Source organism: Umezawaea endophytica (genome assembly GCF_025061645.1).
In the GTDB taxonomy this organism is placed as follows: domain Bacteria; phylum Actinomycetota; class Actinomycetes; order Mycobacteriales; family Pseudonocardiaceae; genus Umezawaea; species Umezawaea endophytica.
In genome coordinates, this window is the sequence record NZ_JANYMP010000007.1 from 348,484 (window position 1) to 371,887 (window position 23,404).

Sequence of the window (23,404 nt, forward strand, 5' to 3'; positions counted from 1 at the left end):
GATGGCGGCGAGGTAGCGGATGTGGTCAGCGGCGTTGGTGGGTGTGGGGCCGAGTTGTCGGACCCAGTCTGGTCGTTCGCGTGCGGCGTCGCGGCCGAGTTCGATGACTCGGTCGCGGATGCGGTGGGCGTCGGTGCTCGCCGCGGTGGCGACGGCTAGGGCGCGACCATGCAACGAGTGCGGGTCCGGCGCGGTCGGCAACCAGGGTGGCCAGATCGCGTCGGTCCTGGTCGCCGACGCCGGCGACCGCGGGGGCCTGTCTGATGCCGCCGAGGGGCGTGCGGGGAGTTGCTCGGATGCTGCGGGTGCGGTCGGCGGATGTGGCAGGGCGGGGACTGGGTCTGCAGGTGTGAGCGGTCGCAGGAGGGCGAGGGCTCGTTCGTAGGAGGGCACCAGGACGTCGAGCGTGACGCCGTCGTCGAGCAGGCTGGGTGCGGGGGCCGGTGTTTGACCGAGTGGGGTCGTGCCGGTCGGGGTGAGGCCGGGTGGCTGGTGGCGGTGGAGCGGATCTTCCAGGCGGTGAACGCGCTGGGGTCGTTCTTGGTGCCGACGGTGGCCGGGTCGATGGTGCGCAGCAGGGCGCGTCGTGCCCGGTGGCGGCGGCGCCGGCGAGGTTGCGGGTCACAGCGGTGAACGCGGGTCCGGTGATGACGAGTTCGGCGGTGGGGTGTCCACCCCATTCCTCACGCAGCAGGTCGGCGACCTGGTCGAGCAGTGCCTTCTCGTCGGCGAGCCGTTCTTCGCGCCGTTGGGCTTTGGTTTTGGGGGTCCGGGCACCGCTTGTAGTGGCCTCGTCGCCGTTGAGGTCGGTGTTGGCGGAGCGCTTGACCAATGAGGCGACGAGCTTGCTCGGGTCGTGGACTTTGGGCGCAGTGACTTCGTCGGGGTCGATGGTGGCGAGGGTGGCGTGAGGGTCTCCCCCGGCGGTGACGATCAGGTCAAGCCAGCGGGCGACCGTGCCGAACGCGGGCCCGGCGGTGACCTTTCCGACGGCCGGGTGTTCGCCCCACGCGTCGGTGAGCAGCACGGTGGCTGTGGCGCGGCGAGCAGTGTCGACGGCGTCACGTTTGGCACGGCGGGCGCGTTTGCGGTCGCGGTTGTCGCGGGCTTGTTGCTGTTCGACGGTCCGGCCGCCGACACCACGTTCGCCGACGGTGTGGCCGGGGTCGTCGAGCAGGCCGAGGTCGACCAGCACGGGTCGGTCGTTGGCGTTGACCTCGGTGGCTTTCGCGCGGTCGACGAGCTTGGTGATGACGCGTCGGGTCCGGTCGAACGTCCGCTTGGGGATACCGAGCAGGTACTCGTCCTGGGCGCCTTCGACGTCGGTGCGGGCGAGGAACATCCACATGGCCGATTTGTGGCGGGTGGCGGCGACCAAGGAACCGGGGTTGTCGGATCCGGCGGCGTAGAACAGGACCGTTCCGCCGCGGATCTGGTCGTCCTCCCCGACCCAGGTCGCCTTGTCCGAGCCGACGGTCAGACCTTGGCTCTTGTGGATGGTGATGGCGTAGCCGAGGGTGAGTCCGCCCTTGGCGACGTAGTCGGCGGTGAAGGTCGCCTTCTCCACCAGCCGCTTCCCATGAGTGGTGCCGCGTTCCCAGCGGACGTCGACGCGGCCGTCGCGTGGATGCGGGAGATGTAGCCGCGGTAGCCGTTGTAGGCGTCAGGCATGCCTTCTTCGCGTTGGTTGATACGGATCATGACGTAGTCGCCGGTGCGCAGGTGAAGGGATCGGGATCCGGGCAAGTCGTAGGTGCGGCCGCGTCCGAGTTCGTTGCGTGCGGCGCGGATGGCTTGGGCTCCGGCGTTGAGGCGGTCGACTTGTTGGTTGGTGGAGGCGACCATGAGCAGGCCGCGCATCTCGGTGATGGGATCGGGTGCGCCGTGGCGCTGGTCCATCCACGTGGCGAGCATCGCCGCGGTGGCGTCCTGGCCGTTTTCGGTGACCACGAGCCGGTCACGGTCGGCCCAGGAGGTGAGGGCATGGGTGTAGTCGCCTGCTCGCCTGCGTGCGTCGCTCGGGCCTACCGGGCTCGGCGTCGTGCCCGGCTCGCTGACTTCCGGCAGCGTGGCCTGATCAAGGCGATGGCCATCACCGGCCCGCCACCGCCATACCGGAACCGTGAGGCGTACGAGCGGTGGTGCTCCTACGACGAGGCAACCCGGGACCTCGCCAGTTCGATCATGGGCCGGGCGGTCTGCCCGGTGTGCGGCGCGGTGGTCTGGGCCGGCGTCCGGCGGCGCGCCGATGCTCGTTACCGCTCTCCGGCCTGCCGCACCACGGCCTGGCGACGTCGCACGCGACAATGACGCGAAGCCGTCACACCGGGCTGCCATGAGCGGCCTGCTGTGACGGCTTCGCGTCATGATCCCCGCTCCGCCTCACACTCGCCGCAGCCGTGGACCGGGGCCGGTGAAGACCGGTGATCGGCGCGGCCGACGTCGCGGAGGGCAAGGCAGCCACCGAGCTCTCCGTACGGAATCAAACTGACCTTCGATTAACCGGACTGGGGGTCTACGGCTCCTGTGCAGCGCAGGTCGGAGAGCCACCCAGACGGGGCCAGGGTGACCGGGGCCGCAGGGAAGCGAGTGCTCGCGACGGCGTCCTCGCTTCCCTGTGACTGTTGAGTTAGTCGATCATCTTGTCCAGCGTGTCGCTGTGAGGGCTCAGGACATCCTTGACCGTTTGTTCTCAGGAGATGCTTGACGTCCGGATGCTGTTCGTGATCTTGGCTTGCGCGCACGTGGTGGCTGTCAGAACGGGCGGGATGTGGATCAGCCGGCGGTGGTTGAGTACCGCTACCGGGCGGTGTGTGAGGTGCTGGGTGGTTCGCCGATCACCGAGGTCGCGCTTCGGGCGTGACCGTCGCCGACCTGCTCACGCTGGTCACGGGTACTGCCCTGGCCACCGAACGCCACACCCGTGTCGTGTGGCGTCGCGGAACTCGCCTGGAATCTGCGACGGCACCGAGATGAGGCAAGTGGCAGCGTCGTTCACCCAATCGTCGGCGTGGCGTATGAGAGTCTGACGAAACCATCTACTCGTGGCATCCTGGAAGGACGGTCATGCACGAAGAGCACTCTCTCTTTTCGCGAGCAGCGGAGTTGGCTGCCGAGTACGTGGCTGGCCTGGGTGATCGACCTGTCGCGCAGCCCGTGGATCTAGCGGTCCTTCGGAAGGCTTTCGGAGAAGAACTTCCGCGTGGCTCCAGCTCTCCTGACATCGTCATCGAGGAACTAGCTCGCGTCGCCGAGACAGGACTCGTGGCAACGGCAGGGCCGCGGTACTTCGGGTTGGTCATCGGTGGCGCTTTGAGGTCTGCGGTCGCGGCGGACATCCTTGCGGCGGGGTGGGATCAGAACAGCTTCAACCCTGCTCTCTCGCCGGCCGCGGCCAGCGCGGAGGACGTCGCCGGCAGGTGGCTCAGGGATCTCCTGGGCATTCCGGCCACCGCGTCGACCGGGTTCGTCACCGGTGGCCAGGCGGCCAACACGGTCGGACTCGCGGTGGCGCGTCACCACGTCCTCGCTCAAGCCGGGTGGGACGTCGAACTGGACGGTATGGCTGGGGCGCCCTCTCTCCGAGTTGTCGCAAGTGCCGAGCGGCACGCGACCATCGACCGTTCGCTGAGGTTGCTCGGGATCGGAACCAGGGCGATAGAGGTGGTGGCCGCGGGTCCGCAGGGCGCGATCGACGTCGAGGATCTGGCCAGGGTTCTGGCCGCGGGCGAGGGACCTACGATCGTCTGCCTGCAGGCGGGAAACGTGAACACCGGTGCCTGCGACGACCTGCGCGCCGCCTGCACGCTCGCGAAGGGGCACGGAGCCTGGGTGCACGTCGACGGTGCTTTCGGACTCTGGGCCGGCGCCAACCCTGCGACAGCAGCACTGGTCGACGGCCTGGAACTGGCCGACTCCTGGGCGTGCGACGGCCACAAGTGGCTGAACGTCCCCTACGACTCCGGCTTCGCGTTCTGCGCTGACCCGGCACTGCACGCCAAGGCCATCGCCTATCGCGCTCCCTACCTCGCCGGCTCTGCCGAGTTGTCCCGAATGGGCGACCTCACGCTCGAGGCATCGCGTCGCGCACGCGTGTTCGCGGTGTGGGCGGCTTTGCGGGAGCTGGGGCGCGATGGTGTGGCTGACCTCGTCGACCGCAGCTGTCGCCTTGCGCGCCTGTTCGCCGCTATCCTCGCCGAAGGTGGTGCCGAGATCGCCAACGACGTTGTCCTGAACCAGGTGCTGGTCGGGTTCGGCGACGATGATCGGACGGACGCGATCATCGACGCCATTCAGCGCGACGGCACCTGCTGGCTTGGCGGCACCACTTGGCGCGGTCGCCGCTACATGCGCATCTCGGTCTCCAACTGGTCGACCACCGAGTCGGACGTCGAGCGCTCGGCCGCGGCGATCCTTCGCGTGGCGGCAGCGAACTGAACGGCTTCAACCGCGTGCGAGCGGTGTCGCGGTGAGGAACCCGGTAGGGTTCGTCACCGCCGGTCACTCTCAGAGCCCGGCGTGACGGATGCCGCCGCGCCACACGTCCTTGATGGATAGGGAGTCGCTGATGTTCTTCGTCGGGTCTCCTTGTGCCAGAAGGAGACCCGCGCGTGCCCAGCGGCGATGCGACTCCGGTCGGAGAGCCCGAACCGGCGAGCGGGCACGGACGTGGCTGCGGCCCACCTCCCCCGCTTTCAACCAAGCCAGAAGGCCAGGACGCCTTGACCAGTAAGGAGCCTTGCCATGTCCGCCGAGCCATTCGAGGTCAGCATCACCGAAGCCGAGATCGCGGATCTGCGTGCACGGTTGCGACGGGCGCGGTGGCCCGAGCGCGAGCCGGTGGACGACTGGTCACAGGGTTTGCCGCTGGTGTATGCGCAGGAGCTTTGCCGCAGCTGGGCCTGTCGTTAAGGAGCGTGTCACGGCCTCCATTGGCGCCGAAGCGGCACCGCTTCCGGTTCTGTCGGCATGGCAAGAGCTACCTGGGTATGCGAGAAGCCTGCCAAGTGATCGTGTAAGTGCTGTTCAGGCGTCGGGCGCGTTGGCGCGTCGTGGTCGCGGTGGGAGGACCATTCAACGAGGCCGTCGTGGCCGACCAGCACGACCAGGTCGGTACGGTCGAGGTGATCTTGGGTGATCGCGAGGCCACCCGAGAGCGCTGCCGGGCTGATCATTTGGTCACTGAGCTGCAATGCAAGGTCACGTCGGCCGAGGAGCGGTGGCTGCGGTCGCGCCAACCGAGCGGACCTCCGGTCTCTGCGACTCGCAGTGCTCCACTGGGCGGCGTGTTGATGCTGCCCGTATCGCGCTTGCGCTTGTGGGCCGGCCAGCGGCCGCACCCGAGGTGGGCGTGCCGGAGATGGTCGTGCCCGAGGTCGCGCCGCTGCCGAAAAGGACCCTGATCAACCAGCCCGTCCCCAGGCCCACCGCGATCAGTGTCGCGGCCGGAGCCGCACTCTGCGGGAGTGTGAGACGAATGGCTGCTTTCCTGCGGCCAGTCGTGCTGGGAGGCGTTCTCCGCGCCGGGGACCGTGTCGTCGGCGTCGGCCGGGGTGGCGAGGCCCAGTTGCGGACAGGCCAGCTCCCGTAGTTGAGTCCACCGTTGGATCTCCTCCTCTGCCAGTCCCTTCGCCTCAAGCAGGGTCCGCAGGGTCCTCTCGCTGATCAGCCGCTGCTCGTGCAGCCACCCGCGCAGCGTCGAGTCGCTGATGTCGATTTCCGCGGCCAGCTTCCGCCAGCCCACCTAGCCCGTGACCCGATCGATCAGCGCCGGTTGGAACCTGGGTACCCCGCCAGTCACGGCGTCCAGTGCCGTCGGCGACTCGGCCGGTTCCGACGTGTCGTTGCTCTCCGTCATGACCGACAATCTGAGTCACCGCCGCCTGGGCAGCACACCGGCTGAAAGTGGAACAGATCGTTGACCGCGTGCCCTACCCTGCCGTAACTGCAGGCCGTGATCAGGTGCAGCTCGTCGACTCGACCGCGTGCACCAGATCGACGCCGACGTGTGGTGTGCTGCTGTACGACGATTGATCATCACCGCGAATCACGGGACGAGCGCGACACCGGTGCGCACGAGCATGCGCGTGAGATCGGCGTTGGCGTCGTCGTGTTGCGATCCGGGAATCCCGGCGAACGATCGACACTGCGAGGCCTCGCACCATCGTGAGGCAGGTTCCCGAGCGACATTGCGTGTTGCCGTGCCACTCGATCGTGTCGGGCGAACCCGCGCTTCTGGCATGTCGCGCCATGCGTGCCAGTCCAAATGCCAATCCTTCACGTGTGACTGCGCTGTCCACACCAAGACGTCGGTGTAGGCGCTGACGCCCACACAGCGGATGCTCTACGCGGGGAGGACACCCGACTACGACCGGGGATAATGCGAGCATGGCGACTTCTGGCCTCGAACGTGCACGACAAGCCCTGCTCGATGGTGATCTCAGCGCACTACTGGGCGTACGGGAGAGCATCTGGCTTGACGTCAAGCGGGGCGTCTACCCGCTGGACCAGCCCAAGGGGCCGGAAGAACTTGCGAAGGACGTGGCCGCCTTCGCGAACACTCCAGACGGAGGACTGATCCTGGTGGGGTTCTCCACCCGGAAGGAACACGGCGAAGAGATCGTCGACGCCCTCAAGTTGGTGCCCCGGAAACTGATCAACCTCGACAAGTACCGCCAGATCATCGCGACACGGGTGATTCCCGCTTTGCGCCAGGTCTCGGTCGACTGGATCGAGCGCGAGACGGGGATGGGTGTGCTGGTCATCGACATCCCCGCCCAACCTGAAGCCAGCCAACCGTTCGCCGTGCCGGCGCCAACCGGAACCGTCGAGGTCAGCAAGACCGCTGTCGGGTTCCCAATCCGGACTGGGGACGCCACAGTCTGGCTACATCCGCACGACATCCAGCGCTATGCCAGGATGGGTTGGGCAAGTTCCGGCGCCCAAGCGCCGCAGCGCAACGGAGAGCCGAAATACATCATCGGCGGTGGCGAGCCCGGCTGGATCGGCGCTTTCCAGCACGCACAAGAAGTCCTCGCCGAGGAGGATGTGACGCTGGGCAATCCTGTCTCCGATGTCTCCTCGGTCGGCCCGGGGGTTGCGCAGCACTTCGAGGCGCCAGGTCAGTCGTTGGGCTGGGTCCTGGGTGGCCAGTCGAATCAGAGACCGGTCTTGGTTGCCGAGGAGATCTGGCAGGCGTTGCTTGAACAGGGCAGCGGTTCGCCGGACGGGGAGCCACTGGGTGCACTGGGCTTTCCCGCTGAGGACCCAACCAAGACCCGTCCGGTCGATCGGAATGCCACGGTTGTGGCCTTGGCGGGAGGTCGTTGGGGCCGCGGTCGACTGCTCCGCGACACCGATCAGCAAGGTCAGCACTGGCGATGGGAACCGGACCCGGTTGCCAACACAATAATGTCCGCGTGGACCCGAAATTGGACGCCCAGGACAGTGCCGTTGCTGCGGGCGCGAGTGCTGGCGATTTTGCCCTGGGCAGATATCAGCGACATGAAGATCACCCCAGACCGTTTGGACATGGTCTGCCAGCAGTTGCCGTTGAGCCACTTGGCGAGTTTCACCACGACCTTGTCGCTACGGCGCGGCCGGGAACTGCCCGCGGCTGTCTGGGAGGCGGGCCCTCACGACACCACGAAAGACGGATTCAGCTACTCCAGTGAGATCAGTGCGCCGGACGGCCGGCGTGCGCTGGCCGCGGAGGTGATGATGGCCTTGCCATCCGCGACATCTTCCGCGGTCGTCACCTGCGCTGAAGTGCGGATCGAGAACTTCGACGTCTGGAGCAGCGCTCTGGGAGTTGATCCGACGTCAGACCTTCGGTGGTCGGTGGACGATTTGTTCGAGTTCTTCCTGGCTGCTTGGGAGACGGCGACTGAACTTCTGCCCCGGCTGGCCGCGCAGGACCCTGCGACGCGACACTTATGGAGCGATGTGCCCAAGGTCGAGTTGTTGGTCAGCATCAACGAGCGGCACAACCAGCCGGACCCGCTGTCACTGCCGGGACCGCCACTGCTATTGGATGATGTCCTCAACCTAGATTCCTTCGGCCCTAGCGGTCGCCGCGGCGAGCCCTGTGAACTATTCGTCTCGCTGCCCTCCACTTCGAGGTTGGACCCCGCATCCCGACGGAGTCAGGCTCGATCAGCGCTGGTCGAGATGGCGCATCACTACGGCTTCATGCAAGTCCGAGAGGACTTTTTCGATAAGTAGTCCTACACCGCTGCTTCATCGTTTCCCGACCATCAGTCGGGCTTCTGCCGCCACGCGTCGGCTCGTGGGTCGTGAAGTCGGCCAGGGACCGTGAGACTGGACCCATGTGTGGTCGCTATGCCAGTACCCGCAACGACTCCGCGCTCGCGGCCGAGTTCGTCGTGGACTATGTGGTCGATGAGCCGGTGGAGCCAAACCGCGCATCCGCAGCGGCACCACGATCACCCCGTCCTCGGCGAGCTGGTCAATCCACGCGGGCGGGATGTCCCACGCACCCGCGGTGACGATGATCCGGTCGTAGGGCGCGAACTCGGGCACACCGTGCTCGGCGTCGGCAATCACCACCCGGACCTGTTCGTACCCAGCCGCGGTCAAGCACTCGCGGGCTCGATCGACCACCTCGGCGTCGATGTCGACCGTGGTCACCTCCCCGCCCGCGCCGACGAGTTCGGCGATCAAGGCGGCGTTGTAGCCGCCGGAGCCGATCTCCAACACCGTCATGCCAGGTCGCAGGTCTGCCTGCTGGAGCATCATGGCCTGGATACGGGGCGCCGACACCGAGCTCATCGGTGCCCCGTGCTCGTCCCGTCTGGTGATCACGACCGCTTCCGCGGCGTACACGGTCTCCAGCGGCGAGCCCGGCGCGAACTTCTCGCGAGGGACCCGCAGCAACGCCGTCGCCACCTCGTCCGACCGAAGCCAACCCTGCTCTGTCATGTGTTCGACCATCGCCGAACACAGCGACTCGACGAAATCAGCGTCCGGCGACTGGACCCGCTCCCGCGATGTGCTCACCGAACCACCCTCCCAAGCCTCGACCTTCACGATCGAGTGGTCCCACCACGTCGACGGCCATGACGTCGCTTCACGGCGTCCACAGCGGGCTTGAGTGCTTGATCAACGTAGGTGCCCCACGCAGGCCGGGTTCCGGCAAACCGAGTAGGTCGGTGACGACTTCCTCCAGATCGGCGCTTTCCCGCGACCAGACGCACCCGCCGCCGTAGGAGTCGTCGAGCACACGGGCCGCAGCGACGTTGTGACGGTCGAAGATGAAGATCGCGTCCGAGTACTGCCGTCGGCTGAAGCTTCCCGCTATCCCCACCGTTTCTCCGTCTTGGCGAAGTTCCCGGAAGATCCATCCGGCTTGTCGCACGGCGAGGAGCACACCCAGTTCCGGGTAGAGGTGCAACGCCTGCTGCTCGGTGACAGGCTCGTTCATCAACTCGCCGCCCTGCTCGGCCTCGACAACGGCATGAGTCGCCTGGCGATGAAGGCGGCAGACTGCGCCGCTGATCGACTGCTGCAGTCCACGCGCACCACGTCGAAACCCGCCGATGTCATCGCATCTGCGGCGTGGCGATAGAACTCGACCTCGATGTGACTACTGCCGGGTGCGTGCTGGAACCGGTTGTGCGGTCCGCGGTCGTGCAGCCGTTCGGCGATCACGTCGGGGTCGGCGTCGAGGATCACAGCAAGTTCCGGTCGGTGGACCTTTTCGTTGAGGTTCCGAAGGAATATCGGGTCGACCGCGTCGAAGCGCTGGACGACCAACCCGGATGCGAGGTAGCGATCGGAGATGACGAGCCGACCGTCGTCGAGGGCGGGCAGGATTTCCGTCTCGACGTGGTGGTGTCGGTCGGCGGCGTACAGGCAAGCCAGTGCGTGACCCGTGACGGTCTCGGTCAACTTGGCCACCAAAGCGCCGATCGGCGCGGTCGCGATCAGCCATAACCGTCGCGCTGGAGGGCCGCTCACCTGGTAGTCGTCCGTCCGCCGCCTTTGTGGCAGGACACAGCATCGGTCGCCACATCAGTGGCGGGTGCCTGTCCAGTCGAGGCAGACCACGACCGCGTCGTCGATCAGATCGGTGCCCTCGTGGTAGTCGAGCAGCTCGGTGCTGATCGCCCTGGCGGCCTCGGGGGCAGGCAGGTTACGCGAGTCTCGGATGATCCGGTCCAGGTTCGTCGCGCCGTACTCGACGCCGCCGGGCGAGAGTGCGGTGCGCACGCCGTCGCTGACCACGCCCAAGCGGTCTCCGGCCTCCACGTGGAAGTCCTGCTCGTGGTAGTCGGTCCTGTCGAACATGCCCAGGGGCAGCTGGGCCTCGAACGGGATGAGGTCCACCCGGTCATCTCGCAAGCGCAGCAGGTGCGGTGACCCGGCATCGACGACTGCCACCCGCCCGGTGGACAGTTCAAAGCGCAGCAGCAGGGTCGCCACGTGCTCCGCGCCGCCGTACTCGGCGTAGAGGGCCTGGTCGGCCAGGCACGCCTGATCGACCAAGCCGAGACCCGCGCGTCGGGCGTTGCGCCGTGCGCTGATGGCGAGGTTGGTCAGCAACGCCGCCCGGATACCGCTGCCCATGCCGTTGGAAACGGTGATGGTCAGGTGATCTGTGGAGGCGCTCCAGTCGAAGTTGTCGCCGCCGATGGTGTAGGCGGGTTCGAGCTGGCCGCCCAAGGATGACTCCTCGCGCGCGCAGCCACGCCTCGGCAGCAGTTGCCACTGCATCTCGGCCGCCAGGGTGAGCCGTTCGCGGCGCCGTGCCTGCAGGTAGAGGTCGGTGTCGCGTTCTACCACCACCAGTTCATAGCCCAGCACCGTGGCCAGGTCCGTCAGCGCCTGCCTGGCGCTCTCGCCGGGAGCCTCGGGCAGGGTCACCATCAGCACGCCCAGCCGATCACCGCGCACGGCGACCGGCACGTACGCGGCCACGCCCTCGCCCTCGGCAGGCTCGAGCAACACCTGTTGGGCGGTGAAGGCACGACCGGCCGTGCTCGTGCGGATCAGCATCGGCTTGGCGGTGTGCGGCAGCGTGGTCACCGGCTGCAGCACGTTGAGCCGGAATTCGCAGTCCGAAAGGTGGGTCGGCTGGCACGGGGTGGACGAGCGGTCTCAGCGCCGCGCTTCCGTCGCCAATACCGGTGGCGGCCATGCTGATGATGTACCGCGCGGTACCCTGCCACCAAACCGTTGGAAGACCCGGTCTTCGACTCGATCGCCGCAACCTTGGTCGACGTGCTCCCCTGGGGGCCACGAGTAGGCGGCCCCCTAGACGAGCAAGTCCTGACTGATCAGTGGTCGTAGGCGGTCAGGGATCGGGTGACGGGCTGGTCGGTGGCGCGGTTGTGCCAGATCGCGAGGTCAGGGCGAGGACGCGTTGGGCGATGCGGGCAGTGACGCCGTCGATGGTGCGGCCGCCGTGCGGTTCGAGATCGAAGCTGTGTGGTGATCATGCGGTGGCCACGTGCGGTCCGGCTGGAACACCGCGCTCCGCATGGACTTCGAGTTCACAGACGGCCTGGCGGATCCGGTCTGTCAGCTCCTGACAGGACAGGCCAGTCGGGTCGATCGGCCGCCCGATGACGATGGTCACCCGTGGGCGGTCGCGGTTGACGAGTGGCCACGGCCGCGAGTTCTTCCACACCAGGTGCGTGCCGCTGGACCCGATGGGCACGATGGGCGCACCCGTTTCGATGGCCATCATCGCCGCCCCACGCCCGTACCCTGCCCCGGGAACGTCGTCGACAGCGGTGATCCTGCCCTCCGGCATGATCGCGACGGAGTCTCCGGCACGGATCGCCGCGATTCCGGCGTTCACGGTGGCGTCCGATCCGCGCAACGCCGGCAACGCGCCGATCGCGTACAAGATCTTGGCGGACACACCCTTGTCGAAGTACTTCCGCGCGACGACAAGGCGTGGTGACACCCGCAAGTGGCGAAACGCCAGGACGCCCGCGAGAACGTCGAAGACCGACCGGTGGTTGGCCACGTAGACCGCCGCCTGGGCCAGTGGCCAGGAGCAACCACTCATCTCCTCGAAGACGACATCGGACACCAGCGGCACCAGCCTGACCGCGGCCTGGCTCACCATCGCACGCAGAGCGCTGTCCAGCCGGGTGTGGGCCGGCGCGTTCGGATGAGCCCGCGGCGACGGTGACGCACGGCGGACTTGGACTGCGGACGGAAGCCCGAGGCCTGAACGCAGAGTGACGCCGTCATGGTCTTTCGCCAGCCGTGCCACGGCGTAGTACGCGGACCGGCAAGCACCCTCCGCGGAGTCCAGTGGGTAGCTGTTGTCGGTGTAGCTGCCCGCGAAGTACACCCGGTGCTGGAGCGGTTGCTCGATCCTGAGCGGATCGACGTACTCGCCGGTGAAGACCGCTTCTCCAGGCAACCAGTTCGTCCTCGTACGCACCCGGCGCGGTTCGTGCGCCAGTTCGAGCTGACCGCGCACGTGCTCGAGGACGAACTCGTTGCCCGTGGAGCGCGGGATCGCGGCCAACGTCACACACCGGTTCTCGTCCGGCTGGACGACGGTGGTGATCCCGGCCCCCGCGTAGATCTGCACGTCACCGCTCGCCAGCACCTTTTCTCGCGGGTCGAGATCGATGGTGAACGCCTTGCGATGTGTGTGTCTGCGGCAGTCCAGCGGGCGCGCGATCCCCGATCGGTCGAGGAGGTCGTAGGCGTCGTGCACGAATCCGGTGAAGATGACCGCGTCGAACTGTTCCTGTCCCGAGTTCGTCACGATCTGAACGTCGTCTATCCGTGGGCGGACCAGCTTGACACGGCATCCGCTGCGCAGTTGCACACCGCGGGACCGCAGGAACGCGATCCACGGGTCGAGCAGGAACTCCTCGGTCGATCCGGGCAGCGCGTAGGACCGCGTCTCCCGCCGGGAACTGGCCATCGCGCGGTACGGGGACGCGTCGGACCGGTTCCAGATCAAGCCGAAGATGTTGCTCGACTGGGCATTCCGCCTGGCGACGAGCTTTGCGTGCCAGTCGGATTTGGCGATCGAGAACCTGTCCCGTGCCGAAAGCCCGCGGGTCCGCGCCAGGAATGCGTGGATGTGGTCGATCTCCACCCATGTCCCGTCGCTGCGGCCGGCGAACCGGCGGCACTTGCGCAGGGCGTCCCGTACCGATCGCCCACCGGCGGGGATCTCCCGCAAGAGTCCGAGCAGATAATGGTAGTCCGCGAGGAAGATCCGGGGACCGTGCTCGCCGTCCGGTGTGACGTTCGCCCGTCCGCCGAACTGGCTGGCGGCCTCGAGAACCGTCACCGAATGACCGGGGTGGTCCGTCAGGTAGTGCGCGGCGGCGAGTCCGGAAATGCCTGATCCGACAACACAGATCTTCATGATCGCTCCCCAACGGCCATATCGGGCCGATACGGCGTCAGTCGCTGGTGTCGCTCCAGTTGGAGCTGCCAGACGTCGAGATAACCGACCCGGAAACCTCCTTCGGAGTAAGCGAGGTAGAAATCCCAGGTCAGCCGGAAGGCCTCGTCGAAGCCGAGGGCGGAGACCCGGTCTGCCTGGGCGGTGAACCGATGGCGCCATTCCCGCAACGTGCGCGCGTAGTCACCGCCCAGGCTCCGGCCCGCGGTGACGCGCAGTCCGGCCAGGGTCGCCTGACGGTGGATCTCCCGCAGGGACAGCAGTTGCCCGCCGGGGAAGATGTACTTCTGGATCCACGTGTAGGTGTCCTTCATGATCAGCATTCGGTCGTGCGGCATGGTGATCGCCTGAAGAGCGACCCGCCCGCCGGGCCGCACCAGCCGATGGAGCGCCTGGAAGTACTCGGGCCAGTACTCGGCGCCGACGGCCTCGACCATCTCGACCGACACGACCGCGTCATAGCACCCGGTCGCGGACCGGTAGTCCTGCAAGAGCAGTCGCACGCTGTCCGCGGCACCGGCGTCGCGGACACGTTGCCGGGCCAGCAGGTGCTGTTCCTGCGAGATCGTCATGGTCGTGACACGGGCCCCACGCTCGGCGGCCCGGATCGCCAGCGAGCCCCAACCGGTTCCGATCTCCAGGACAGTGCTCCCCGGCCGCACGCAGGCGTAGTCGAGGATGCCGTCGATCTTCCGCAGCTGAGCGGCGTGCAGATCGTCGTCCGGTCCGAACCACGCGGACGAGTAGGTCATCGACTCGTCCAGGAAGGCCTCGAAGAGTTCGTTGGACAAGTCGTAGTGCCGGTGGATGTTGGACCTCGCACCGGCGACGGTGTTGCTCTCGCCGCGTGGCCGGTGTGGACCGATCCACCGGCGAAGGGCACGCGCCGGAGGATTGACAGACCTTCGCAGCCTCGCTGTGAAGACCGCCAGCACGGCGACCAGGTCCGTGGTCGTCCAGTCACCGGCCATGTACGCCTCACCGAACCCGATCGACCCGTGCGCGGCAATCCGGCGGAAGAGATCCGCCGGACGGACGATCCTCATCACCGGTGAATCCGGGCCGCCCCGGCCGATCCAGCCGCCCCCTGGAAAGACCACTCGGATCGCGAGTGGGCCGGCCATCGAGCGGAACAGGCGCTCCGCGATCCACGCCCGAACGGGCAAACGCGTGGGATGCGCCAAGCTCTCCCTGCTGTCCGCCGGGTACGTGGTCATGACGACCTCCTTCTGTGCCGTGGCGTGATGGGTAAGCCTCGAAGCCACAACGCCAGTCCGTGCCATCGGATCAGGAGGCTCACTCGCTGCGGAATGAGCGGGCGTGTTAACCCCATCCGCGCCACGGTTCCCGGATCGGCGGGCACGCGGCGGCCCGTGAGCACGGCCGTGAAGGTCGTGCGCCCGTGCTGGTGCAATGAGACGGTCAACGACAGACGTTCGCCCGGTAAGGGCAGCCGCATGTGGTAGTCGCCGCCCAGCCGGAGGAACGGAGAGACGTAGAACTCCTTTTTTGCGCGACCTCGCGCCAGATCATCCAGGCGCACCAGGTAGAGATGCCGCCCGCCATACGTGTTGTGCACCTCGGCGACCGCACATTCGAGTGCTCCATCCGCCCGGTGGCACCAGAAGATGCTCAGCGGGTTGAACACATGGCCGAGCACTCGTGCCGACGACAACATCAGAATCCGTCCGCCGTCCAGCCGGACACCTCGGGTCAGCAGCCACGCGTCGATGTTCTGCCGGATCGAGCGGTCCGGAAGTCCCGTGTGGTCACTGGCACGGAATCCCGAGAATGGACGTACCCACCACGGCAGCGACGGCAACTCGTCCAGATCGACCAACCACATGTACAACCTGTGCTGGAAGACGCGTGCCAGGTGTTCTCGTCGCACGTGCACCACGCTGCCGTCGTAAAGCGCGGGAACGGTCATGACCACGTCACCCCGAAAGCCTCAGCAGCGCGGACTCCGGAAGCACATCCGTCCTCGTGGAAGCCCCAACCGTGGTAGGCACCCGCATAGGCGACCTGCGAGCTGGTCAACCCGGCAAGCTTGCGCTGGGATGCAACGGATTCCGGTGTGTAGATCGGATGCCGGTAAGTCATCTTCCCGATCACCGTCGCCGGGTCGACCAGACCGTCCCCGTTCAGCGTGACCACGTAGTCGAGTGGCTCGCTCAGCTGCATCAGCCGGTTCATGTGATAGCTGACGAGCACGCGTCCGTTGCTGCGACAGGCGGGCTTGAGGTAATTCCACGAGGCTCTGGCGCCGCGGGCACGCGGCAGCAACGACGGATCTGTGTGCAGCCAAGTGTTGTTGTCCGAGTAGTCGAACGCGCCTAGCACCTGCTTCTCGGCTACGGTCGTGTCGGCCAGCAGGGCGACTGCTTCATCCGCATGGGTGGCGATGACGACGCGGTCGGCGGTGTGCACGACGCCGGCTGCGTCGATGATCTCCACACCGTCGAAGTGCCTTCGCACAAGGCGAACGGGCGTGGCGGTGTGCACCGTGGGAACTCGGTCGGCGATACGCTCCACATAGGTGCGCGAGCCGCCGACCACGGTCTTCCACTGCGATGAACCTGTGATGCTGAGCAGTCCATGGTTGTACAGGAACCTGAACAGGTACCCGGCCGGGTAGTCCAGACCGATCCGCTCGTCCGCCGACCACACCGCGGAGACCAGCGGCAAAGCGAAGTGGTCCACGAAGTATCGGGAGTAGCCGCCCCTTTCGAGGAACGCACCGAGAGTGGTCTCGTCATCCCCTGTGGACAACAGGTTCTTGGCATACCGGTGGAACCGGACGACTTCCATCAACGTCCGCAGATACCTCGCCCGAAGCACCTGGCCGACGCACGGGAAGAGACCCGCGAGTTGTCTGCCGCCCGCGTATTCGAGGCCGCAGCCCTGGCACCGCACGCTCATCGACATCTCGGCGTCCTGCGTTCGAACGCCCAGTTCCCGGAACAACTTGAGCAAATGCGGATAGGTTCTCTCGTTGTGGACGATGAAACCGGTATCCACCCGTACTGTTGTGGCATCTGATGTTGCGATGTCGTGGGTATGAGCGTGCCCACCCAACCTGGGCAACGTGTCGAACAGCGCGACGTCGTACTTGCGCTGCAAGAGGTATGCCGCTGTCAGGCCGGACACCCCGGCGCCGATCACGATCACACGTTCCCTCATCGGTCGGCCGCTCCGTCACCGATCGGCATCCCACTGAGTCCGTCACTGGTCGGTCGCACCGCCAGGATCTGGTGGACACTCATGCGGTTCTCCTCGAACGCCAGCGCGCTGCCGGCGAGATAGAGCCGCCAGATCCGGGCCTGGCGCACGCCGTGCCGGCGGACGATGTCGTCCCAGACCTCGTCCAACTGCGTTGACCACGCGTCGATCGTGCGCACGTACTGTTCCCGCAGCGACACCACTTCCCTGATCTCCAGACCGGCATCCTCGAGGTAGCCGAGCGTGCGGTGCAACGGGCACATGAACATGTCGGGAGCGATGTAGGCCTTGATGAACGCTCCCCCGCCAGGCGCCACCGAACCGCGAGACATCTGCTGGATCAGCACGCGACCACCCGGCCGTACCGATGTTCGCAACGTCTCGGCGTAGCGCGCGTAGTTCACTTCGCCCACGTGCTCGCCCATTTCGATCGATGCGACCGCGTCGAACGGCCCGCCAGTCGCATCGCGGTAGTCCTGCAGCCGGACATCCACCGCGTCACCGATCACGTCCGCGCGGATCCGGGACTGGACGAACTGGTGTTGCTGGGCTGAGATCGTGACACCCGTCGCCCGCACCCCGTAGTTCCTGGCGGCGTGCAGCACGAGCGATCCCCACCCGCAGCCGATGTCCAGCAGCCGCTTCCCGGGGCCCAGGGCGAGTTTCCGGCAGACCAGGTCGAGCTTCTCCCGCTGGGCGTCGGCCAGCCGGTGGGTACCCGAGGACCAGCAGGCGCACGAGTACGCCATGGAAGGATCCAGGATCGCCTGGTAGAACTCGTTGCCGAGATCGTAGTGGTGCGCGATCGCGTCGCCGTCACGTCTTCTCGAGTGCAACCGTCCAGTGAGCCTGGCTTCCTCGGCCGGAACCGGTGGCGGGCTCCCGACCGCGCCGAGCCGCAGCGCCAGAGCACCGAGCATCGACAACCGGGGCAACGACACCCGGCCAGCCGCGCGAAGTGAGCGAACGAACCTTCGGCACTGTCCCAGCGCTTGCCGGAAGTCGCCGTCGACGTCTATTTCTCCCATGACGTACGCCCTGGCCAAGCCGAGCTCGCCGGGGCACCACAACAGATGTCGCAGGGCGCGGTTCGAGCGCACTGACAGGATCGGTGCGTCGGACGGCCCCGCGTGGCTTCCGTCCCACATCCGCAAACCGATCGGCAATGGTGATCCCAGCGCCTTCACGAGAACTCTCTCGCATTGTCCGGCCAGACCATTTTTCATTGCCGTAGTCATGTCGCTCCCCTAAGCCACGACTGTGCGACCCTGCCCCGTTCCAGAGCCGTTGCCTGGTCCTCTGCTCGACGCGCGGGGTGAGCGCAGCCGACCCCGCCTGTTCGACCTGCCACGACGCCCCTGTCCGTTCGACACCAGCAGCGTGGCCACAGTGCGTCACTCGCTCTCACGCCGATCCTGGCGCCCGAAAACAGGGCCCGCACAGCTACGAAGCCCACGAGTGAACCACTCCAGCAAAGCTCTGACGGCCGACAGTGGCAAGACGTCGAAAAGAGTGGGTGTGTTGAAAACGTTGAACGCCGCGCGGCAATACCCGCAACCGCCCCCCGACAATCCGAGGCCAGATCATCAGGTTCGATCCCAACGAGCCCTCCCACGTCGGGATGTGGTCGATCTGAAACCGGTAACCGTACAACAGATTCAACAAACTACTCGATGACATGACTTCTCTGGAGCCGTGCCAATAGGTTCACTTGACATGGCGATGCGGTCGGAGGTAGCCGTGTTTATCTCGCTGGGACCGGCCGACCTGTCACGCGCAGCCCAAAATATGAGCGATGAGAATGTATGTATTATCAAAACTCGACACTCCGGTCACTTTGTCGTGCTCTCGGAGAACGATGGAGGGCGAAGGGCGGGAGTTTGATGACAGCTGTGACTTCATCGCCGAGGCTGGGTGGCGGCCACCTTGTTTCTGGTCATCTGGCGCAGTTGCGCGATGATGCCGGCTCGTTGCTGCGGCGGTTACCCGAGGCCGGCGACATGGTCAGGATCCGGGTGGGCTGGCGCACGGTGTACGTGGTGAACAGCCCCGAGCTTGCCCATCAGGTCCTGGTCGGTGATGCGCGCAGCTACGTAAAGGGTGCCCAGTTCGAGATCGCCGCCCGCTACTTCGGCCATGGTCTGGCTACCGCCCCCGGCGGCGCCGCTCATCTCGTGCAGCGCAGAATGCTCCAGCCGGCGTTTCATCGCGCACGACTGGCCAGGTATTCCGTGGTGATGCGGGACGTGGTGCAAGCCAAGGCCAGCGAATGGCGCCCTGGTGACCGGGTACGGGTGTATGAACAAATGTACGACATGGCCATTGAGATTCTCGGACGCACTCTGTTCGCCACCGGGCTTGGCGATCACGTGATTGACGAGTTCCGACAGTGCCTGCCCACCCTGATCAAGGACGTGCAGCACCGGATCACCAGCCTCATACCGATTCCCGGCGCGGTCCCCACCTCCCGCAACAACAGGATCTCATCCGCCACGAAACGGCTGAAGGCCGCGACAACCAGCGTCATCGCCGCCTACCGTGCTTCTGGGACGGACCAGCGTGACATTCTCTCGAGTCTGCTGGCAGCCCGTGACGAGCAGACCCAGCACAGGATGACCGACAAGCAAATCCACGACGAGATCGTTACGCTCATCGTCGGCGGAACCGAAACGACCGCCGCGACCCTCTCCTGGGCGTTCCACCTGCTCGCGGCCAACCCCCACGTCGAAGCCGAACTGCACGCTGAACTTGACGCTCTGGTGCCCTCGAATGTGGTGCGCCACGAGGACCTGCCGCAGCTGCCGGTGCTGACTTCGGTCATACGCGAGACGCTGCGGCTGCACCCGACTTTGCTGGTCATCACCCGGAAGGCTGCCATCGGCACCCGACTGGCCGGCTTCACGATTCCTTCCGGCGCACAGGTGTGGATCAACATGCACGCCCTACACCACGACTCCACCACTTATCCCGAACCCGACCGGTTCATCCCCTCGCGCTGGGATCGCAACTCTGCCCAAAGTTCCCGCGATGCGACCTACCTGCCTTTCGGCGCAGGCAACCGGAAATGCATCGGAGACGAATTCGCCCTGATCGAAGCCGCTATCATCCTTGGGACACTCGCTTCCACATGGAAACTCAGGCACAGCACCCAACACGCGATAAGGACCACCGCGGGGACAACAGCAATTCCGATGAACCTTCCCATGGAAATTTGCCAGCGCTGAAGCTCCCGCCGCCCGGTCGGCGCCGTCCGGTTTGCACAGTACGATCGCCATCGGCAACTCGGCCACCGAGATCGATCTCTTGGGTGCGGCCGGGCATCCGATCGCGTTCGAGCCGGATCAGGTTCCGAAATGCCCCGCGACACGGTTCGCCTGGTCTGTCGCCGACCGCAACTCCATGCGGGCCATCATAACTCGGCTGTCCGGGCTCAATCGGCTGTCTCCTGACTCCCGCCCAGCCTTCGACCTGTTGTAGCGGCGACACTCGCAGGAGGCGCGATGAGACCGGCGATGAACCACATCAGGTATTCCTCGTCCCGGTTGCAGGACGTCCACCTCCTTGCTGCGGAACAAGATCTCGGTGCAGGCCTCCACTGCGGCGGTGACACCGTCGCGCTGGCTGCCTGTAAGTACCAAAACATGGCCCAACAGGCCTGACCTGTGCATCACACTGCCGCAGGTTCGCACTCGTTGATCAGGCCGCCGAGCCCGTGCTTACGGCGAGCCCCGCCGCTGGAGCGACGCCGCGATCGCGGCTGCGCAAGCTGTTGCACCAGCAGCCCACGGACGCGTCGATCGCCCACTCGCGGGTCCAGCAGCTGTCTTCACCGTCGTGCTCGGCCAAGCCCCTGGTCGAGGCCCTGGCTGACCTCGACCTGCTCCACGACGATCGCGGCGACCCGATGCACGCCTGGATCGAGCGGCGCAGCGCCGCGCTGCCACCCGGCTTCGCCCACGGCGTCCGAGCCTGGCTGCTGCTCGACGGCGACGACCCTGGTCGCACTCCACGCTCGACGTCGGCGGAGCGCACCTCCCGGCGGCCGAGTCGTTCGAACCTACCTGGCGGATTCGGCAGCGGGAGCCACCCGGCGGGGACGATGGCCAAGACCCCGGCGGCCAGCCCGTGTCCGTTCTGCGCGAAGGCGATGGGGCGGGCCCCTGAACCGCTTCCCGTCACGCAGGTCTGAGCGGTGGCTGACCTGGAGTGTCCGGACCTACGTGGCGGGTGCGGCTTCACCGGATTGCGCGATCTCGTCCTCGCCGACCGGCCTCGGGATCGATGACGAGACGGCCGTGGTGACGGCGGTTCAGAGCGAGATGATCTTCAGGGTGATGAGGGAGTAGACACTGGAGACCGTACCCAGTCCGAGGGTGCACAGCGTTATGTCAGTGGCCGGACTGGTGATCACTCGCACGACGGTGCTGCCGGCGAACACCCCTGAGGTGACCGTGCCGGTATTGGTGACCACCAGCAGGCCCCCCGCGATGGTAGAGGTGCGGTTAGCGGAGATGGTCGAGGTCTGACCGGTGTTCCACGTGATGGTGAAGGCGGAGGTCCCACTCTGCAGCAAGTCGAGACAGGTCCGCCCCGATACGGTGGTGGTGCCGCCTGAAGAGCCGGAAGTGATGGCCGGGTTGCTCACCGACACGCACGGCCCATACTGCGCCGTGCCAGTGAGGGTGCCGTCTCGCGGGGTCATGGTCAGCGGCGGGTTGTAGGTGGCCGTGTTGCTGCTGGGCGGGGTACAGGTGACGTCCTGCACCACGGCCGATGCCGTCCCGGTCGGGCCCAGCGCAGTTAGCGCGAGGGCGGAGACGGCCGTCGTCAGCACGGCCGCGGCGGTGCGTAGTGACTTGATCATCATCGTTCTCCTTCCGGGTAGTACTCGGCACCCCGTGTGAGCGCGAGCACACACCAGGCGCCAATGGTGACTCCATTCAGACGCAGCATGACAGGACCAAACGGCCGACTACACACAAACGCCGGGCCGTTCGTCGGCACCGCCGTGCGGCCCGGACCTGCCGACTTCGACTCGACGCGAAGTCGCCTCACCGCCTGGCAAATACCTACGAACACCGACAACTAACCCCGGACACGACACCGGCCCCGGCCTTCGCCCGCCGAACGACGTCCAGCCGGCCACAGCACCATTTCTCCAGCTCACGCCTAACCACACCTGGGAGCCCAAGGTGTTTTTCGAGCGGCACCTGCCGCGACGGCTCAGCCACCTACGCCGAGGCTGTCCGTCGCGCCCTGCCCGACGCGGTGCAGGTCAGTGACCAATGGCACCTGTGGCGGAATCTCTGCGACAAGGTTCTGCTCGATGTCCGCGCGCACGCCGGATGCTGGGCCACCGTCAACCTGCCTCGCCCACGCGGCGTGCACGAACAGACCACTCGCAAACGCTGGAAAAAGATCCACGATCTACCTAGCTCTACGAGGCTGCCAGTGCGTGCGACTCGGTGATGAGGTCCGAGGCCGCGGGAATGGTGTCGACCCGTCGCCAGTGCACGAGGAACACCAACGCCGTGATGACCGACCCGGCTGACGCGAACGACGTGGCCCCCAGGTAGATCACCCAGTCGTACTCCCCGGTGGTCGCAACAGGCTCCTCGCGAAGCAGTGGTGCGCCCCAGAGGATCGCACCCAGCGCCAGGGCAAGTACGCCGGAGAGTGTCCAGAACACCACGAGGACGGTACGACCGACCTTTCGCTGTCCGGTGTACCGGTGCAGCGTTCCTCGGCGGGCCAGCCACCAAGACGCCAGCGCTGCCATCGCCATGGCGATCGCTTCCGCCGCGAGCGTGTCGCTGAGCCGGTGCCACTTCGCCGTGAGCGTGTACTGCCCGATGCCGACGGCCCATGGCAGCAGGAAGAAGAGCACCACGCCGCGCCACCGGTACGGTGTGACGATCAGCGCGGCGAACAGCACCGTCATCGCGATCGTGGTGTGTCCGCTGGGCAGGCTGTTGCCCGCATAGTCCCCGGTGACCTCCACGAGGTGTGGCCGGACGAGCACGAACCGCTTGAGCACCTGCACGACGAGTTGCCCGCCGACGATGACACCGACCGCGGCGACCGCCAAGTCCCACCGCCTGCGCAGGACGCCGACCAGCGCCACCACAACGGAGGCCACGGCCAACGAGTAGACGGTGATCTGTCCCAGTGCCCGCCAGGCGTTGTCGGACTCGCTCCGGTCCACCTGGTCGGCCCCCCGCAGCGCCGCGTTCTCCAGCGACTGGCCCGTGATCGTCCACACGGCCAGTACGTAGATCAGCGCGGCGACGGCGAAGCCGGCGATCGCGAGCACGATCCAGCGCCGTGCCGGTACCGGGGCTGGCACGGGAAGGGCATTCAGCAACATGACGACGAGTTTCCGGTGTCCGCGGCCGGACCGCTCCTCCGGCGGCGGACACCACCTGGCCGGGTGATGAACACCGGGTCGTTTCCAGGCTTCCGTCCGGCTGGTCGGTGGTGACCCGGCGACGGCGCTGGAACTGTTGACCGAACTGGAGTATCACGCCAGGTCATCGAACACTGGTGCGCGATTCTGCGCCCGAACGAACTATATCCACAAGAATGCGGATGCGGATCGTGCGCCACGACATGACGAGCTCTCACCCCGGCGAACTGCCACCACGCCCACCCTGGAACCCGCCGCTGGGTAGGTGCCCGGTCAGCACCGCCGCTACCGGTACCAGCCGCAGCATCGGCCTCGAACATCCACTCGTAGTTCCGAGTCGGCCAGGCGAGGTAATGGACCTCGGCGAT

At 66.4% G+C, this 23,404-nt stretch carries 19 protein-coding genes and 3 pseudogenes; 6 read left to right on the forward strand and 16 right to left on the reverse strand.

The window, feature by feature from the left end; genetic code table 11:
* Positions 1–25: 25 nt before the first annotated feature.
* Both NZH93_RS17905 and NZH93_RS17910 read right to left on the reverse strand, forming a co-directional pair.
* Positions 26–1,567, reverse strand: coding sequence for a P-loop NTPase family protein (locus tag NZH93_RS17905; protein WP_259624240.1), 1,542 nt, complete (start codon positions 1,565–1,567; stop codon positions 26–28).
* Positions 1,477–1,950: a hypothetical protein gene (locus NZH93_RS17910; RefSeq protein WP_259624241.1), complete on the reverse strand. Its 474-nt coding sequence runs from the start codon at positions 1,948–1,950 to the stop codon at positions 1,477–1,479. Before NZH93_RS17910 ends, NZH93_RS17905 begins: the two co-directional genes overlap by 91 nt.
* A gap of 1,116 nt (positions 1,951–3,066) precedes the next feature.
* Between NZH93_RS17910 and NZH93_RS17915 the strand changes: the two genes are divergently transcribed.
* Together NZH93_RS17915 and NZH93_RS17920 are read left to right on the forward strand one after the other, a co-directional pair.
* Positions 3,067–4,437: a pyridoxal phosphate-dependent decarboxylase family protein gene (locus tag NZH93_RS17915; protein WP_259624242.1), complete on the forward strand. Its 1,371-nt coding sequence runs from the start codon at positions 3,067–3,069 to the stop codon at positions 4,435–4,437.
* A 306-nt stretch (positions 4,438–4,743) separates the two neighbouring features.
* A pseudogene (locus tag NZH93_RS17920) lies at positions 4,744–4,902 on the forward strand (epoxide hydrolase N-terminal domain-containing protein); the annotation flags it as partial.
* Positions 4,903–4,919: 17 nt separating this feature from the next.
* Here NZH93_RS17920 and NZH93_RS17925 read toward each other — a convergent pair.
* Complete coding sequence (locus NZH93_RS17925) at positions 4,920–5,174, reverse strand: hypothetical protein (RefSeq protein WP_259624243.1); 255 nt, start codon at positions 5,172–5,174, stop codon at positions 4,920–4,922.
* Positions 5,171–5,743, reverse strand: coding sequence for a hypothetical protein (locus NZH93_RS17930; protein WP_259624244.1), 573 nt, complete (start codon positions 5,741–5,743; stop codon positions 5,171–5,173). Before NZH93_RS17930 ends, NZH93_RS17925 begins: the two co-directional genes overlap by 4 nt.
* A 644-nt stretch (positions 5,744–6,387) precedes the next feature.
* Here NZH93_RS17930 and NZH93_RS17935 point away from each other — a divergent pair.
* The gene (locus NZH93_RS17935; RefSeq protein WP_259624245.1) at positions 6,388–8,223 is read left to right on the forward strand and encodes an ATP-binding protein; all 1,836 of its coding nucleotides are present in this window, start codon (positions 6,388–6,390) and stop codon (positions 8,221–8,223) included.
* Between the two features lie 15 nt (positions 8,224–8,238).
* On the opposite strand, the gene NZH93_RS17940 is transcribed toward NZH93_RS17935, so the two are convergent.
* The 10 genes and pseudogenes from NZH93_RS17940 to NZH93_RS17985 form a co-directional block, all read right to left on the reverse strand.
* Positions 8,239–9,048 (reverse strand): methyltransferase domain-containing protein, encoded by an 810-nt coding sequence (locus NZH93_RS17940; protein ID WP_259624246.1) that lies wholly within the window; start codon positions 9,046–9,048, stop codon positions 8,239–8,241.
* Between the two features lie 40 nt (positions 9,049–9,088).
* Positions 9,089–9,442: a hypothetical protein gene (locus NZH93_RS17945; RefSeq protein WP_259624247.1), complete on the reverse strand. Its 354-nt coding sequence runs from the start codon at positions 9,440–9,442 to the stop codon at positions 9,089–9,091.
* Entirely contained in the window at positions 9,442–9,909 is a 468-nt protein-coding gene (locus NZH93_RS17950; RefSeq protein WP_259624248.1) for a dTMP kinase, read from the reverse strand. Before NZH93_RS17950 ends, NZH93_RS17945 begins: the two co-directional genes overlap by 1 nt.
* A 123-nt stretch (positions 9,910–10,032) precedes the next feature.
* Complete coding sequence (locus NZH93_RS17955; protein WP_259624249.1) at positions 10,033–11,046, reverse strand: PP2C family protein-serine/threonine phosphatase; 1,014 nt, start codon at positions 11,044–11,046, stop codon at positions 10,033–10,035.
* 251 nt (positions 11,047–11,297) lie between these two features.
* A pseudogene (locus tag NZH93_RS51420) lies at positions 11,298–11,440 on the reverse strand (IS982 family transposase); the annotation flags it as partial.
* A gap of 15 nt (positions 11,441–11,455) precedes the next feature.
* On the reverse strand, positions 11,456–13,369 hold the full coding sequence (locus NZH93_RS17965) for an FAD-dependent oxidoreductase (RefSeq protein ID WP_259624250.1): 1,914 nt from the start codon (positions 13,367–13,369) through the stop codon (positions 11,456–11,458).
* Positions 13,366–14,625 carry an SAM-dependent methyltransferase gene (locus tag NZH93_RS17970; protein WP_259624251.1) on the reverse strand — a complete coding sequence of 420 codons (1,260 nt, stop codon included), beginning with the start codon at positions 14,623–14,625 and terminating at the stop codon, positions 13,366–13,368. Before NZH93_RS17970 ends, NZH93_RS17965 begins: the two co-directional genes overlap by 4 nt.
* The gene (locus NZH93_RS17975; protein WP_259624252.1) at positions 14,622–15,338 is read right to left on the reverse strand and encodes a DUF1365 domain-containing protein; all 717 of its coding nucleotides are present in this window, start codon (positions 15,336–15,338) and stop codon (positions 14,622–14,624) included. The genes NZH93_RS17970 and NZH93_RS17975 overlap by 4 nt, the downstream gene beginning before the upstream one ends.
* Positions 15,335–16,591, reverse strand: coding sequence for an NAD(P)/FAD-dependent oxidoreductase (locus NZH93_RS17980; RefSeq protein ID WP_259624253.1), 1,257 nt, complete (start codon positions 16,589–16,591; stop codon positions 15,335–15,337). The genes NZH93_RS17975 and NZH93_RS17980 overlap by 4 nt, the downstream gene beginning before the upstream one ends.
* Positions 16,588–17,868 (reverse strand): class I SAM-dependent methyltransferase, encoded by a 1,281-nt coding sequence (locus NZH93_RS17985; RefSeq protein WP_259624254.1) that lies wholly within the window; start codon positions 17,866–17,868, stop codon positions 16,588–16,590. The genes NZH93_RS17980 and NZH93_RS17985 overlap by 4 nt, the downstream gene beginning before the upstream one ends.
* Before the next feature lie 645 nt (positions 17,869–18,513).
* Here NZH93_RS17985 and NZH93_RS17990 point away from each other — a divergent pair.
* Both NZH93_RS17990 and NZH93_RS17995 read left to right on the forward strand, forming a co-directional pair.
* Positions 18,514–19,854 carry a cytochrome P450 gene (locus tag NZH93_RS17990; RefSeq protein WP_259624255.1) on the forward strand — a complete coding sequence of 447 codons (1,341 nt, stop codon included), beginning with the start codon at positions 18,514–18,516 and terminating at the stop codon, positions 19,852–19,854.
* Between the two features lie 488 nt (positions 19,855–20,342).
* Positions 20,343–20,819 carry a hypothetical protein gene (locus tag NZH93_RS17995; protein ID WP_259624256.1) on the forward strand — a complete coding sequence of 159 codons (477 nt, stop codon included), beginning with the start codon at positions 20,343–20,345 and terminating at the stop codon, positions 20,817–20,819.
* A gap of 120 nt (positions 20,820–20,939) precedes the next feature.
* Here the strand turns inward: NZH93_RS17995 and NZH93_RS18000 are convergent, their stop codons facing one another.
* A complete protein-coding gene (locus NZH93_RS18000; protein ID WP_259624257.1) occupies positions 20,940–21,494 on the reverse strand; it encodes a hypothetical protein in 555 nt (184 codons plus the stop codon).
* A 347-nt stretch (positions 21,495–21,841) separates the two neighbouring features.
* On the opposite strand from NZH93_RS18000, the pseudogene NZH93_RS18005 reads away from it, so the two are divergent.
* Positions 21,842–22,060, forward strand: a pseudogene (locus NZH93_RS18005) (transposase); the annotation flags it as partial.
* Between the two features lie 7 nt (positions 22,061–22,067).
* Here the strand turns inward: NZH93_RS18005 and NZH93_RS18010 are convergent.
* Entirely contained in the window at positions 22,068–22,943 is an 876-nt protein-coding gene (locus NZH93_RS18010) for a phosphatase PAP2 family protein (protein ID WP_259624258.1), read from the reverse strand.
* Positions 22,944–23,404 lie beyond the last annotated feature (461 nt).

Excerpts from the sequence above, each read along its gene's own strand:
- NZH93_RS17925 (WP_259624243.1), bottom strand. The coding sequence starts at position 5,174 with ATGATCAGCCCGGCAGCGCTCTCGGGTGGCCTCGCGATCACCCAAGAT.
- NZH93_RS17990 (WP_259624255.1), top strand. The coding sequence starts at position 18,514 with ATGACAGCTGTGACTTCATCGCCGAGGCTGGGTGGCGGCCACCTTGTT.
- NZH93_RS17965 (WP_259624250.1), bottom strand. The coding sequence starts at position 13,369 with ATGAAGATCTGTGTTGTCGGATCAGGCATTTCCGGACTCGCCGCCGCG.
- NZH93_RS18000 (WP_259624257.1), bottom strand. The coding sequence starts at position 21,494 with ATGATCAAGTCACTACGCACCGCCGCGGCCGTGCTGACGACGGCCGTC.
- NZH93_RS17915 (WP_259624242.1), top strand. The coding sequence starts at position 3,067 with ATGCACGAAGAGCACTCTCTCTTTTCGCGAGCAGCGGAGTTGGCTGCC.
- NZH93_RS17985 (WP_259624254.1), bottom strand. The coding sequence starts at position 17,868 with ATGACTACGGCAATGAAAAATGGTCTGGCCGGACAATGCGAGAGAGTT.
- NZH93_RS17975 (WP_259624252.1), bottom strand. The coding sequence starts at position 15,338 with ATGACCGTTCCCGCGCTTTACGACGGCAGCGTGGTGCACGTGCGACGA.
- NZH93_RS17935 (WP_259624245.1), top strand. The coding sequence starts at position 6,388 with ATGGCGACTTCTGGCCTCGAACGTGCACGACAAGCCCTGCTCGATGGT.
- NZH93_RS17970 (WP_259624251.1), bottom strand. The coding sequence starts at position 14,625 with ATGACCACGTACCCGGCGGACAGCAGGGAGAGCTTGGCGCATCCCACG.
- NZH93_RS17980 (WP_259624253.1), bottom strand. The coding sequence starts at position 16,591 with ATGAGGGAACGTGTGATCGTGATCGGCGCCGGGGTGTCCGGCCTGACA.
- NZH93_RS17945 (WP_259624247.1), bottom strand. The coding sequence starts at position 9,442 with ATGAACGAGCCTGTCACCGAGCAGCAGGCGTTGCACCTCTACCCGGAA.